Source organism: Limnohabitans planktonicus II-D5, assembly GCF_001270065.2.
Taxonomy (GTDB): domain Bacteria; phylum Pseudomonadota; class Gammaproteobacteria; order Burkholderiales; family Burkholderiaceae_C; genus Limnohabitans_A; species Limnohabitans_A planktonicus.
This window is the reverse complement of the sequence record NZ_LFYT02000001.1, coordinates 163,021-177,236: the sequence shown is the minus strand read 5'-3', so window position 1 is coordinate 177,236 and position 14,216 is coordinate 163,021. Positions and strand designations below refer to the sequence as shown.

Annotated in this window: 10 protein-coding genes; 7 read left to right on the top strand and 3 right to left on the bottom strand. The window is 59.9% G+C overall.

The features are described from left to right. The first annotated feature begins 112 nt into the window (after positions 1–112). From H663_RS21005 to iaaH (H663_RS20995), 3 genes are all read left to right on the top strand, one after another. Complete coding sequence (locus tag H663_RS21005; protein ID WP_053173139.1) at positions 113–847, top strand: response regulator transcription factor; 735 nt, start codon at positions 113–115, stop codon at positions 845–847. 188 nt (positions 848–1,035) lie between these two features. Continuing rightward, on the top strand, positions 1,036–2,628 hold the full coding sequence (iaaH, locus tag H663_RS21000; RefSeq protein WP_083451194.1) for an indoleacetamide hydrolase: 1,593 nt from the start codon (positions 1,036–1,038) through the stop codon (positions 2,626–2,628). Positions 2,629–3,030: 402 nt separating this feature from the next. Further along, positions 3,031–4,542 (top strand): indoleacetamide hydrolase, encoded by a 1,512-nt coding sequence (gene iaaH / locus H663_RS20995; protein WP_053173622.1) that lies wholly within the window; start codon positions 3,031–3,033, stop codon positions 4,540–4,542. A 941-nt stretch (positions 4,543–5,483) separates the two neighbouring features. Here iaaH (H663_RS20995) and H663_RS20990 read toward each other — a convergent pair. Continuing rightward, entirely contained in the window at positions 5,484–6,440 is a 957-nt protein-coding gene (locus tag H663_RS20990) for a Bug family tripartite tricarboxylate transporter substrate binding protein (RefSeq protein ID WP_053173133.1), read from the bottom strand. Positions 6,441–6,618: 178 nt separating this feature from the next. Here H663_RS20990 and H663_RS20985 point away from each other — a divergent pair, with 178 nt between their 5' ends. Next, complete coding sequence (locus tag H663_RS20985; RefSeq protein ID WP_053173131.1) at positions 6,619–7,398, top strand: helix-turn-helix transcriptional regulator; 780 nt, start codon at positions 6,619–6,621, stop codon at positions 7,396–7,398. Here the strand turns inward: H663_RS20985 and iaaH (H663_RS20980) are convergent. Then, a complete protein-coding gene (gene iaaH / locus H663_RS20980; RefSeq protein WP_053173129.1) occupies positions 7,389–8,798 on the bottom strand; it encodes an indoleacetamide hydrolase in 1,410 nt (469 codons plus the stop codon). The two genes, H663_RS20985 and iaaH (H663_RS20980), sit on opposite strands and share 10 nt — an antisense overlap. A gap of 672 nt (positions 8,799–9,470) precedes the next feature. Next, positions 9,471–10,898, bottom strand: coding sequence for an FAD-binding oxidoreductase (locus tag H663_RS20975; RefSeq protein ID WP_053173127.1), 1,428 nt, complete (start codon positions 10,896–10,898; stop codon positions 9,471–9,473). Positions 10,899–11,048: 150 nt separating this feature from the next. Here H663_RS20975 and H663_RS20970 point away from each other — a divergent pair, with 150 nt between their 5' ends. The 3 genes from H663_RS20970 (at position 11,049) to H663_RS20960 (ending at position 14,115) form a co-directional block, all read left to right on the top strand. Then, positions 11,049–11,618: a cob(I)yrinic acid a,c-diamide adenosyltransferase gene (locus H663_RS20970; protein WP_053173620.1), complete on the top strand. Its 570-nt coding sequence runs from the start codon at positions 11,049–11,051 to the stop codon at positions 11,616–11,618. Next, positions 11,615–11,944, top strand: a complete 330-nt coding sequence (locus H663_RS20965) for a hypothetical protein (protein ID WP_053173125.1) — start codon at positions 11,615–11,617, stop codon at positions 11,942–11,944. Before H663_RS20970 ends, H663_RS20965 begins: the two co-directional genes overlap by 4 nt. A 74-nt stretch (positions 11,945–12,018) precedes the next feature. Then, a complete protein-coding gene (locus H663_RS20960; RefSeq protein WP_205872657.1) occupies positions 12,019–14,115 on the top strand; it encodes an acetoacetate--CoA ligase in 2,097 nt (698 codons plus the stop codon). Positions 14,116–14,216 lie beyond the last annotated feature (101 nt).

Below are 14,216 nucleotides of genomic sequence, written 5' to 3'. Positions count from 1 at the left end.
TGGTAATTCTGCGACCAAATCCTGACAATTGAGGATGGGGCAAACCCGGTTGGGGCAAGTGGCTGATCGGTATCTAATCCACAAGACTAATAAAAGGCACAAGGCAAAACGCATGTACCTGACAGGAAAACAAACGACGCTGCTCGGCCAGATCATGCAGACCCTGGCCGAACCGCACGAAGAAACCGAGATCCGCGAGATCATGGGTGATCTGATCATGCAGCTGCTCGGGGCGCAGTATTACGCCAGCTTTGTCTGGCAACCGGGCAGCCAGAGTTTTGCCCAGCCCATCCAGATCAACATGGACCCCCTGAATCTGCGGGCCTATGAGAGTTATTACCAGTTCCATGACCCGATCACGCCGCTCATGCAGCGTTACCAGGTGGCGGTGCGTGCCACCGATGTTTTGCCGATCGAAGACCTGAAGAAAACCGAATTTTTCAACGATTTCTTGAGCAAAGACGGCCTGTACTGGGGCGTGAACCTGTACGCCTGGCACCAGGGACAGAATCTGGGTGACATGCGCATCTGGCGGGACAAGCGCAGGGACAACTTCACACCCGACGAGATGCGTTTGCTCGACATGTTGCAACCGGCTTTTGTAACGGCATTGGCCCGAGCACAAAGAACGCATCAGCCCGAGTCCTTGACGCTGAACACCTTGTCGCAACGCTTGACCACCCGCGAACAAGACACGGCACGTTTGGTCATGATCGGCATGACCGACAAGGAAATTGCCCGGGCGCTGGCCATTTCCACCACCACGGTGCGCACCCACCTGGAAAACGCCTTTCGCAAAGTCGGCGTGAGCAACAGGGCAGCGCTGGTGCACAAACTCAGGCCCTGAAGGTCCCCAGAAGGCCATCGACGCCAAAACGGCATCCTGAAAACAAAGGATGGTGACTCATCAGCCGGGTCTCTAGCATCGAGTGAACGCCAATTCAGGCGTTTCACCCCGAAAAGGAGACCACTTTGTCTACAAATACATCACGTCGTAATTTCTTTAAAAACACTGGAGCCGTGTCCGCTGCGGCCATGCTGGGAGGCGTTGGCGTTAGCGCTGGCTTGACAGCTTGTGGTGGCGATTCATCTGCCACCCCTGAAGATCCCTTGTTGGCCTTGACCGCCACCCAAGTGGTTGCAAACATCAAAAATGGCACGCTCAAGGCCGAGACCTATATGGCCGCCATGATCGCCCGCGCCAAAGCGGCCAGCGGCTTGAACGCCATGATCTTCTTGAACGAAGCTGAGGCATTGAAGGCCGCCAAAGCCGTTGATGCTGATAAAGCCGCTGGCAAAACATTGGGCGCTTTGGCCGGTTTGCCGATTGTGGTCAAAGACAACATCAACACCAAGGACATGAAGACCACAGGTGGCACGCCTTCGCTGCGTAACCATCAACCCAAAACCAATGCGCCATCCGTGCAAAAACTCATCGATGCGGGCGCGATTGTGTTGGGTAAATCCAACCTGCACGAGTGGGCGTTTGGTATCACCACCACCAACTTCACGCTGGGCACCGACCAGTCAGGCGTTGCAACACGACCCTGTAAAAACCCCTACGACAACAGCCGCATCCCTGGCGGTTCATCGGGTGGCACAGCTGTAGCCGTGGCCGCACGCTTTGCGCCAGCAGGCTTGGGCACCGACACCGGTGGCTCCACCAGAGAGCCTGCATCTTTTTCTGGTATCGCAGGCTTTCGTCCCTCCGTGGGCGATGGCGCCGGCAAAGGCCGCCGCTACGATGATGGCGTGAGTGATGTGCTACCGATCAGCACCACACGCGACACCGTGGGCCCCATGGCCCGCACTGTTGCAGACATCGCTTTGCTCGATGCCGTCATCACAGGCGGCACCGTGCCAACAGCCAAAGGGCTCAAAGGTCTGAAGATCGGTATTCCCGCCGCCTTCTGGGCGGGTCTGGATGACAGCGTGAAGCCTGTGGCTGAAGCTGCCAAGAAAAAGTTGGCAGATGCTGGTGTGGTGTTTGTCGATGCCGATTTGAAAGGCATCATGGAACTCAACGGCAAGATGTCTTTCCCGATTGCATTGCATGAGCCCATTGCGGCGATTCCTGCCTACTTGACCGCCAACAATGCGACCATCACCACCGTTGCGCAAGTGGCTGCTGGATTGGCCAGCCCTGACGTGATCGGTGCTTTTGGTGCTATCAGCATTGACTACTATGATGCCTTCCCTGAAGACCCAAAAAACCCCGGCAATAATCTCGCGTATACCCGTGCCATGGTCCCTGTTACAGGGTTACGCGCACAACTGCAAAACCTCTACAAAGACTACTTTGCAACGCAAGGCGTCGAGTGCGTGTTGTTCCCAACGACCATCTTGCCAGCGCCAAAGATCGATCCGATCAAAGGTTCGCATACCCTCAGCTACACCGTCGGTGGTGTGGTGCAAAAGGACAAAGACACCTTTGGCACCTGCATCCGCAACACCGATCCTTGCACCAACGCCGGCCTTCCAAGCTTGTCGATCCCTGCGGGTCTGACCGCAGAGGGCTTGCCTGTGGGCATGGAGATCGACGGCCCATTGAGCTCAGACACCAATTTGCTGGCGATCGGCATGGCCATTGAAGCGGTGTGGGGTCCGCTCAAAGCACCAGCGATCTGACAGATGACCGGCCTTGGGCCGGTTGCATGACACGTTCAACAGGCCAAGGGGGTGTCAAACCCTCTTGGCCTGCTGGCCTGTCAAAGTCCAACAAGCATTGAGTTGAAGTGGCTGCGTCACCAGCTTGGGTGATGCCTTGAAAATGCGAGCCTCATACCAAGCATGGGCCGCGAAATGATCCTATACACAAGATCACACACAAAGTGCATCCTGAATTTGTAGGATGGTTGAGTGTGCGCGGGCTCTTTAGCATGCAGAACATGCCATTGAAGGCATGACAACACCTCACAGGAGACTCGCATGAGCACGGATACATCAAGACGCCAATTTTTCAAAAACACCACAGCTGTCTCTGCAGCTGCCGTCATGGGCGACTTGGCCCTCACGGCCACCGGTGGCCACATGGCACATGCCAAAACGAAGGATGCGCTGTCTGAGTTAACCGCGACGCAAGTGGTTCGCGACATCAGCAACGGCAAGCTCAAGGCCGAGACCTATATGGCCGCCATGATTGCGCGTGCCAAGGCCGTCAGCAGCCTCAATGCCATGATTTACCTGAATGAAGACAAAGCCATGGCGGCGGCCCGTCAGGTCGATGCAGACCGTGCCGCAGGCAAAAAACTCGGTGCCTTGGCCGGTTTGCCGATTGTCGTCAAGGACAACATCAACACCAAAGATATGAAAACCACGGGGGGCACACCCTCGCTGCGCAATTTCCAGCCCAGCAAAAATGCACCCTCCGTTCAAAAGTTGATCGATGCAGGCGCCATTGTCCTGGGCAAGTCCAATCTGCACGAATGGGCTTTTGGCATCACCAGCACCAACTTCACGCTGGGCACAGACCAATCTGGCGGCGCTGCACGCCCCTGCAAAAACCCCTATGACAGCACCCGCATTCCTGGCGGCTCATCGGGCGGCACGGCTGCAGCCATTGCCGCAAGAATGGCTCCAGCCGGTCTGGGCACAGACACGGGGGGATCGACCCGCGTGCCAGCCTCCTTCTGTGGCGTGGCCGGTTTCCGTCCCTCGGTGGGCGATGGCGAAGGCAAAGGCCGCCGCTACCCCGACACCGTCAACGATGCCTTGCCCATCAGCACCACCCGCGACACGGTGGGACCTATGGCCCGCACAGTGGCAGACTTGGCATTGCTGGATGCCGTGATAACAGGCAGCAATGTGCCTGTGGCCAAATCACTCAAAGGCCTCAAAATCGGCATTCCTGCCACCTTCTGGGCCGGCTTGGATGACAGTGTGAAGACCGTGGCCGATGCTGCCAAGAAAAAGCTGGCGGCTGCCGGTGTGGTGTTTGTGGATGCCGATCTGGCGGGCATCATGGCGCTCAATGGGGAGATGTCGTTTCCGATTGCCCTGCATGAACCCGTACGTGCCATTCCGGCCTATCTGGCGGCCAATAATGCGCCTGTCAAAACCGTCAAGGAAGTGGCGGATCAACTCGCCAGCCCGGATGTGGCAGGAGCCTTTGGTGCCATTCAAGGCCCCTTCAGTGAAGCCGCTTTCCGTGATGCCTATCTGGGCATCATGGCCACCAAGCGCCCAGCTTTGCAAAAACTCTACAAAGACTATTTTGCAGCGCAAGGTGTGGAGTGCGTGTTGTTCCCAACAACCCTCTTGGCCGCGCCCAAGATCGACGCCGCCAATGGCTCCAAAAACCTCAGCTACACGGTCGGCGGTGTGGTGCAAAAAGACAAAGACACCTTTGGCACTTGCATCCGCAACACCGACCCCTGCACCAATGCTGGCATTCCCAGCGTGTCGATCCCTGCAGGTTTGACGGCAGGCGGTTTGCCTGTGGGCATGCAAATCGACGGCCCCTTGGGCTCAGACAGCAATCTGCTGGCCATCGGCATGGGCATCGAGGCGGTTTGGGGCTCGCTCAAGGCTCCCGCGATCTGACGGATCGGTTTGTCTTGTAGGCGCTTGCGTGGCAAGCGCCTACAGAGACACGGCTCCCGTAGGTCGGCACTCGAAGAGTCCGACGTTTCGCGCTCCGTCAAAGGCCCCATGTCGGGGCTGAAGCCGCCGACCTACAAATACAGCATCGTAGGTCGGCACTCGAAGAGTCCGACATTTGCCCGTTTGGGCGCTGAACCTGATTCAATTTTGGCGGCCTTCAACAGGCCCATGTCGGGGTCTTCGACCACCGACCTACAAATGCAGCACCGTAGGACGGTACTTGAAGAGTCCGACGTTTGCCCGTTTGGGCGCTGAACCTGATTCAACTTTGGCGGCCTTCAACAGGCCCATGTCGGGGTCTTCGACCACCGACCTACAAATATGGCACCGTAGGTCGGCACTCGAAGAGTCCGACGTTTCGCGCTCCGTCAAAGGCCCCATGTCGGGGCTGAAGCCGCCGACCTACAAATACAGCATCGTAGGTCGGCACTCGCAGAGTCCGACGTTTGCCCGTTTGGGCGCTGAACCTGATTCAACTTTGGCGGCCTTCAACAGGCCCATGTCGGGGCTGAAGCCGCCGACCTACGAATACCGCATCGTAGGTCGGCACTCGAAGAGTCCGACGTTTCGCGCTTCGTCAAAGGCCCCATGTCGGGGCTGAAGCCGCCGACCTACAAATACAGCATCGTAGCTCGGCACTCGCAGAGTCCGACGTTTGCCCGTTTGGGCGCTGAACCTGATTCAACTTTGGCGGGCTTCAACAGGCCCATGTCGGGGTCTTCGACCACCGACCTACAAATGCAGCACCGTAGGTCGGCACTCGAAGAGTCCGACGTTTCGCGCTCCGTCAAAGGCCCCATGTCGGGGCTGAAGCCGCCGACCTACAAATACAGCATCGTAGGTCGGTACTCGAAGAGTCCGACGTTTGCCCGGTGGATGCATCAGTCTGCCGTGAACCCCGAAGCCTTCACCACCGGTGCCCAGCGGGCAGTTTCTGAGCTGATCAGCGCTTGCAGGTCTTGCGGGCTGCCGCCACCGATTTCCAGGCCCATTTTGATGAAGCGGTCCTTGAGGGCCGGGTTTTTCAACGCCCGGTTCACGGCAGCATTCAAAGTGGTGATCTGCGCGGAATCGGTACCGCCTGGTGCAAACAATGCAAACCAGCCCACGCCCACCAAATCCTTGAAGCCTGACTCGCGCAGCGTGGGCACATCCGGAAACAAAGCGTTGCGTTGAGGGCCTGAGGTGGCCAGGATGCGGCTTTTGCCTGCGCGGTGCATCTCGCCCTGGTCGACCAAGGTGTCAATGCCCAGCGTGACTTGATCGCCGATGAGGGCCGTCATCAATTGCGCGCCGCCGTTGTAGGGTACATGGGTCAAATCTAGCCCGGTCTTCTGACCGATCATCACGCCAAAGAAATGCGGCAAACTGCCTGGGGCGGGTGAGCCAAATGAGCCGGTTTTGGGATTCTTTTTGACCACGGGCACCAAGTCCGCAATGCTGCGAATCGGGCTGTCGGCCTTGACCGACACACCAAACTGGAAGTCGGCAATGTGCGCCACAGGTGCAAGGTCTTTTTGCACGTCGTAGTTGAGTTTCTTGAACACCAGCGGCGCCAGCACCGGCACCACAATCGGTGCCAGCATGACCGTGGTCCCGTTGGGTGCAGCATTCTTCAGGGCTTCAGCGGCGATGCGGCCACCCGCACCCACGCGGTTTTCGACCACCACAGGGCGGCCCAATTCGTCCTTGAGGCGTTCGGCCAACAGACGTGCGGCCAGGTCGGCCGAGCCGCCAGCGCCAAAACCCACCAACACTTTGAGCGGCACCGGGTCGTTGGCTTGCACCAGCCCAGACAACAACAGCAACAAGCTGCCCAACCAGAGTTTCGTTTTCATCGCGCTTCCTTGATATTCAAAAGTTGAAAAACACACCAGAGGACTTTAGGGTTTTCTGCCGGTAGCGAACACCCTCAAAATTGATGGTTGGTCCAGTTCAAGGCGCCCATACAGCGGGTAATCTCTCTTGACCTTGCCCTTGGATTTGTTAATTTGAAGTGCTTGTGAGAAGACCCCCATGTACCTGAACACCCAACAATCCAAAATGCTGGCAGACCTGTGCGCGGTCATGGCCTCGGATGTCACGAAGGCGCAATTGCTCCAGTCCTTGGCGCAACCCTTGGCGCAGTTCATGCAGGCCGATCATCTGGTCTCGCGCCAATGGAATGCCACCACCCATCGCTACGCCATCTGCGCTTCGTACAACGTCAAGCCGTCCAGAATCCGGGCTTATGAAGAGCACTTTCAGTTTTGTGACCCCATCACGCCGCGCTTGCAGGCCATGCGCACACCGGTGCGGGTCAGTGATGTGTGTTCAGTGCAAGAGCTGGAGCGCTCCGAGTTTTACAACGACCATCTGCGTCAGGACGGTATTCACTGGGGCGTGAACCTGTACGCCTACCGTGGTGATGACTGTTTGGGCGATTTGGTCATTTACCGGGCGAGGGGACGAGACGACTTCAGCCGTCAAGACATGGCCTGCCTGAACATCTTGGCGCCGGTGTTCACAGCGGCCTTGAGCCGACTGGAGACCGTGGAGGCTCGCAAACCCGCGTGGATGGGCCATGACGAAGCCGAGCTGCGCCGCTTGTTGAGCGGGCCTTGTCAGCTCAGCCAGCGCGAGGCCGATGTGGTGCTGCTGTGCCTGAACGGTTGCTCAGACAAGGACATTGCACGGCAGCTCCACATTGGCTTTACCACCGTGCGTTATCACTTGGGCCACGCGTTTGAAAAACTCGGCGTTCAGGGGCGCAACAAACTGGCTGCCCACATTGGGCAGCTTTTGCATCAGGCCTGAACCATCGGTGGCCGCGGCAGGCGTGGCAAAACCCGCTCAATGGCCGCCGCCACAGCCAAAAGGTGGCGATCCGAGCCCAAAGCGCCGTCCAACTCCAGCCCCACGGGCAAGCCCTCGGCCGTCAAACCCGCCGGAAGGCTGATGCCGGGCAGTCCGGCATTGCTACCGGGATCGGTGTTGCGGATCAAGGTTTTGAATGTGGGCACGGCTTGCCCGCCCAGTTGCACCTTGTCGTCGTGCCCCACGGGGGGAGCCGTCATGCGGCAGGTGGGAAATGCCAGGGCATCCAGGCGGTGGTCTGCAAAGTGCCGGGCGTAAGCGGCCTGCAGCTTTTGCCGCCTGCTCAGGGCCCCAGCATAGGCCGTGGCCGTGACGCGTGCATCGCCGAGTTGCCCAGAAAAAATCCGGACCACGTCCGGGCTGCCCACGCCCGCCAGCAGGGCGTCCATCGACAAGCCCTGCGCCTTGGCATAAGCGGGCAGGCTTTGCATCATTTCGAACATCACCAAGGTCGATCCCGTGGCGTCGTTGTGCAGTTTCAGGTCGGGCACATCCAGCGACACGCAGATAACGCCTTCAGAGACCAGCGTATCCAGCGCTTGCTCAATGACCGCCAAAACTTGCGGGTCGGCGCCTTCAAAAAAGTCCCCGCGCGGAATGCCCAAGCGCAGGCCCTTGAGCGACACATCAGGCAAGTCCGATGGGTCTTGGGCCAAGAGCGCGTCCAGCCAGGCCACGTCGGCAACGCTGCGGGCCATGGGCCCTGCGGTGTCTTTGGTGGGTGACAGGTGCAAGAGGCCTTGTGATGCATAGCGGCCTGTGCTGGGTCTGAACCCGACCACCCCACACAAAGCGGCAGGCAGGCGAACCGAGGCACCCGTGTCAGTGCCCAAGGCGGCGGGCACCATGCGCGCGGCCACGGCCACGGCCGATCCACCTGAGCTGCCACCCGGGATGCGCAGCGGGTTCCAGGGGTTGCGGCAAGCACCCGTGACCGCGTTGTGGGTGGTGCCCCCCAAGGCCAGTTCGTGAAGATTGGTTTTGCCAGCGATCAAGCCGCCGGATTGCAGCAAGCGCTCGACCACGGCCGCATTGCGCCGAGGTCTGGAAGCAAGCAATGCCCGAGTGCCACCACTGGTGGGCAGATCGGCGGTGTCGATGTTGTCCTTGATCGCCAGGGGTACCCCTGCCAATGGAGTGTGACCACCTGGCGCAGCTGAGTTCTGGTCAAGAGCCTTCGCTTGCTGCATCAATCGCTCAGGATCGCGGCTGATCCAGGCATTCAAATGGGCCATTCGCTCGGTATGCGCCAGCGAGGCCTGCACATACTCTAGGTGTCCGATTTGACGTGCATGCAGCGCTGTGGCCGCTTCCGTCAGCGTGAGTTCAAGGGGGTCCATAGAGCGTCGACCTCAAAAACGCTCAACTCTAGATTCACCCTGTGCGCTTGAACACCCTTATCAATGACGGTGTTGACCAGTGGAGTTCTCCATTTTTGGACGATGAGGTGAGCTGTACTTGGGCATGTTTGATGTCGGCTCTGTTGCCGCTGACCGACGAATACCTCTCTCCTGTAGGTCGGCACTCGCAGAGTCCGACGTTTGCCCCCTTGGGCACTGTCCTCGTTCAACTTTTGCAGGCTTCACCAGCCCCTGTCGGGGTCTTCGACCACCGACCTACGAAGTCACGGCTCCTGTAGGTCGGCACTCGCAGAGTCCGACGTTTGCGCGCTTGGGCGCTGTCCTGATTCAACTTTTGTGGGCTTCAGCAGACCCTTGTCGGGTCTTCGACCGCCGATCTACAAATACATGGCTCCCGTAGGTCGGCACTCGCAGAGTCCGACGTTTGCTCACTTGGGCGCCGTCCTGATTCAACTTTTGCGGGCTTCAGCAGACCCTTGTCGGGGTCTTCGACCGCCGACCTACGAATACAGGTCTCCTGTAGGTCGGCACTCGAAGAGTCCGACGTTTGCCCCCTCTGGCGCTAACCCATGTAGGCTCTGTTGCCGCCGACTGACATCGGAAGGTGGTTGCTGTCTACAGCTCCAACCACCAAGCCGTGCAGTCGCGTCTTCACATCGAAAAAATCTTCCCCGGGTTCATGATGTTGTGCGGGTCCAGCGCGCGCTTGATGGTGCGCATCATGTCGACGGCACCTTCGCCGGTTTCGGTGCGCAAAAAGTCCATCTTGTGCAGGCCAATGCCGTGCTCACCGGTGCAGGTGCCGCCCAAGCGCAGCGCCCTATTGACCAGCTGCTGGTTCAGCGCTTCGGCGGTTTCGCATTCTTGCGGGTTGTTCGGGTCGATCAAATAGCCGAAGTGGAAATTGCCGTCGCCCACATGGCCCACTAGGAAGTACGGAATGCCGCTGGCGTCGGTCTCGGTCACCGAGTCCAGCAGGCAGTCTGCCAGGCGGCTGATGGGCACGCAGGTGTCGGTGCTGATGGCGCGGCAGCCGGGGCGGCTTTGCACGGCGGCAAAGTAGGCGTTGTGGCGGGCTGTCCACAGGCGGGTGCGCTCTTCGGGGGTGGTGGCCCATTCAAAGGCGTTGCCACCGAATTCGCTGGCGATTTCCTGCACCGTCTCGGCTTGCTCTTTGACGCCTGCAGGCGAGCCGTGGAACTCCATCAGCAGCAGCGCCTCTTCGCGCAGGCCCAGCTTGGCGTAAGCGTTCACCATGCGCACGGTGTTGTGGTCGATCAGCTCCACGCGGGCAATGGGCACGCCCAACTGGATCGTCTGAATCACGGTGCGCACCGCCGCCTCAATGCTCGGGAACGAGCAAATGGCCGCCGAGATGGCTTCGGGCAGTGGGTACAGGCGCACGGTGATTTCGGTCATCACGCCCAGCGTGCCTTCGCTGCCCACCATCAAGCGGGTCAGGTCGTAACCGGCGCTGGATTTCTTGGCGCGGGTGCCGGTGCGGATGACTTCGCCGGACGAGGTGACCACTTCGAGTGCCAGCACGTTTTCGCGCATGGTGCCGTAGCGCACGGCGTTGGTGCCGCTGGCACGGGTGGCGCTCATGCCGCCAATGGTCGCGTCCGCGCCGGGGTCGATCGGGAAGAACAGCCCGGTCGACTTGATCTCTTCGTTGAGTTGCTTGCGCGTCACGCCCGGCTGCACCGTCACCGTCAGGTCTTCGGCGTTGATGGCCAGTACCTTGTTCATGCGCGTGAGGTCAATGCTGATGCCGCCTTGCACCGCCAGCAAGTGGCCTTCGAGCGAAGAGCCCACGCCAAAGGGGATCACCGGCACTTTGTATTCAGCGCACAGCTTGACCGCGTCAGCCACGTCTTGCGTGCATTCGGCAAACACCACCGCAGCCGGTGGCGGCACATGGGTGAAGGCCGACTCGTCGCGGCCATGCTGCTCGCGCACCACCAAAGCGGTGGAACAGTTGTTGCCAAAGCGGGCCCTGAGCGCGGCCAAAAAGGCGTCGGGCACAGCGCGCTGCGCGACTTCGGGGGCCAGGTGGGCGGTGGGGGTCGGGGCGTTCATGGGGTGTCTCCTCGTGCAACTGCCGCTGTTCGTTAGTTCACAGAACAGTTTACGCCTACAGGACAAGCCAGCTTGTCCTTTGTCAGACAGGATGCGGCCACATGGCAGACAATCGCCCAAGAAAATCAATCATTTGCAGAGAGCAACACCATGGGCAACCGACTCACACAAATCGCCACCCGCACCGGCGACAACGGCACCACGGGCTTGGGTAACAACCAGCGCGTGTCCAAAAACAGCTTGCGTGTGCATGCCATGGGCGAGGTGGACGAACTGAACTCGCACATCGGCGTGTTGCTGTGTGAAGACATGCCCGCCGATGTGCGCGAGGTCTTGGTCGAGGTGCAGCACCAGTTGTTCAACCTGGGGGGCGAGCTGTCCATTCCCGGTTTTGAATTGCTGAAAGTAGAAGCTGTGGCAACGCTTGACACGGCCCTCGAAACATACAACGCCAAACTGCCCAAGCTCGAAGAGTTCATCTTGCCCGCAGGCACCCGTGGCGCGTCGCAAGCCCATGTGTGCCGCACCGTGGCCCGCCGGGCCGAGCGCGCTTGCGTGGCCTTGGGCAACGAAGAAGCCCTGAACGACACACCTCGTCACTACCTCAACCGCCTGTCTGATCTGATGTTTGTGCTGGCCCGTGTGCTCAACCGCCTGAATGGCGGTGACGATGTGTATTGGAAAAGCGCAAGGATGAGCCAGAGCTCCGATGCCGCATGAAGCCCCAGCAGTTCGGCGCATTGACCTTGGCCTGTGCATTCCAGGCGCAGGCCGCGCCACAGACCGTGACCTTGTCGTGTGCGGTCGCCTACATGCCCACCCGCAGCACTTGGGTGCGCGAGGTGCAAATCGACTGGGACCGCAAAATCATCCGCAGCGTGCGCATCGACGGGCTGACGCCTTACGGCTTCTCCATCCACCCCCATGGCGTGTCCACCGCCATCGACAACGAGCGCATTCAGATTGATCTGCGCCAGGCCCAATGGTCCAGTGACTTTCGTGGGCTGGCTTCGGGCCAGGGCCGATGCGAGACCGTGAGCCGCTGAGCCTGTCACCTATGCGCGTGTTTTGAGGGTTGTCGGTCGTGACAGCCGGGCATGGCCGCTGCTACGCTCAGCCTATGAATAAAGCCTCATTGCCCCACGATCCTGCACCTTATGTGCCTCAGATTCGGCTGTATCAAAACTGGTTGCGTGATCACCGTGGCCTGAGTTTTGACACCTACAACGAACTGTGGCGCTGGTCCGTCTCCGAACTCGATGCGTTCTGGCAAAGCATCTGGGATTACTTTGAACTGCAGTCGCCCACGCCGCACACGGCGGTGCTGGCGGGCAACGTCATGCCCGGTGCCAAGTGGTTCCCCGGTGCCCAGACCAACTACGCGCACCAGGCGCTGCGCCATGTGCAGCCCGCACATGCGGCCGGGTTTCCGGCGGTCATCAGCATCAACGAAAAAGGCCTGCGCCGAGAGATGAGCTGGCCAGAATTGCGCCGCCAGGTGGCCGCCATGGCGCTGCACCTGCAAGCCCAGGGCGTGGAGCCGGGTGACCGCGTGGCCGCTTACCTGCCCAACATCCCTGAGGCCATGGTGGCGTTTTTGGCCACCGTCAGCGTGGGTGGTGTGTGGAGCATTTGCGCGCCCGACATGGGCACCCACGCGGTGCTCGACCGCTTCAAACAAATCGAGCCCAAGGTGCTGATCGCAGTCGACGGGGTGAGCTACGGCGGGCGTGACTTTGACCGCATGGGCGTGGTGCAGGAGCTGCGTGACGCGCTGCCCAGCGTGCAACACGTCATCGTGCACGACAACCTGGGTACCCTCGATCTGACCAACTGCGATGTGGGGGCCAGTGTGCAGATGTCCGCCATCACCGCGCGGGACGACGCCGAGGTGCAGGCCTTCGAGCCGATGTGGCTGCCTTTTGACCACCCGCTGTGGATTGTTTATTCGAGTGGCACCACCGGCCTGCCCAAGCCCATCGTCCACGGCCATGGCGGCACTGTGATCGTGGCGCTGGCCAACAAAATCTTGCACAACGACATTGGCTGCAGCTACCACCCCAACAGCTTTGGCGAGCGCTTCCACTGGTACAGCTCCACTGGCTGGGTCATGTGGAACGCCCAGGTGGCGGGCTTGCTCAACGGCGTGACCTGCGTGATTTATGACGGCAACCCCGGCGGCAGCAAAGACAACCCCGACTGGAGCATTTTGTGGCGCATGGCGTCCGAAGAAAAAGTCACCTTCTTTGGCGCAGGCGCGGCCTTTTTTGCCAACTGCCAAAAAGCCGGAGTCGACCTGTCGCGCTGCGGCGACCTGTCGCTGATCCGTGCCTTGGGCACCACCGGATCGCCTTTGTCACCCGAAACACAAAGCTGGGGCACCGAAGAATTCAGGAAAATCGGCACCGATATTTGGTGGTGCAACATCTCGGGCGGCACCGACTTTGCCGGTGCTTTTGTGGGCGGCCACCGCGAGCTGCCGCAAGAGCCCGGCGTCATGCAGTGCCGCGAACTGGGCTGCGCGGTCGAGTCATGGAACGAAGCGGGCGAGCCCGTTCTGGGCGAAGTGGGTGAGCTGGTCTGCACCCAGCCCATCCCGTCCATGCCGCTGTATTTCTGGAACGACAAGGACAACGCCCGCTATCTCGCCAGTTATTTTGAGATGTACCCCGCAGGCCACGGCCGCAAGCCCGGTGGTGGCGATGGCCCGGCCAGCATGGGCGGTGTGTGGCGGCACGGCGACTGGTTGCGCATCGGCAACGCGCAAGGCGAGGGCGAAGGCTGCGTGATCTTTGGCCGCAGCGACGCCACCATCAACCGCCACGGCCTGCGCATGGGTACCAGCGAGCTCTACAGCGCCGTTGAGGCCCTGCCCGAAGTCATGGACTCGATGGTGGTGGACCTGGAATATTTGGGCAAGGAAAGCTACATGCCCCTTTTTGTGGTGCTGCGCCCTGGCACGGCGCTGGACGACACGCTCAAAGCCAAGCTCAACAACGCCATCAAGGTGGCGCTCAGCCCGCGCTTCATCCCCAATGAAATCTTCCAGGTGGCAGAGATCCCGCGCACCCTGTCCGGCAAGAAGCAGGAACTGCCGATCAAAAAGCTCATGCTCGGCCAGCCGCTGGAAAAGGTGGTCAACAAAGACGCCATGGCCAACCCGGGGTGCCTGGATTGGTATGTGGATCTGGCCAAGCGGCATTTGGCCAAGTTGTGAATTGGCCAAGGGGCACACATAGCCTGTAACCATTCATGATAAAAGCATTTAACAAGAGAAAATGTCTAAAAATCATTGAATGACAACAGTTTAGAACGCCC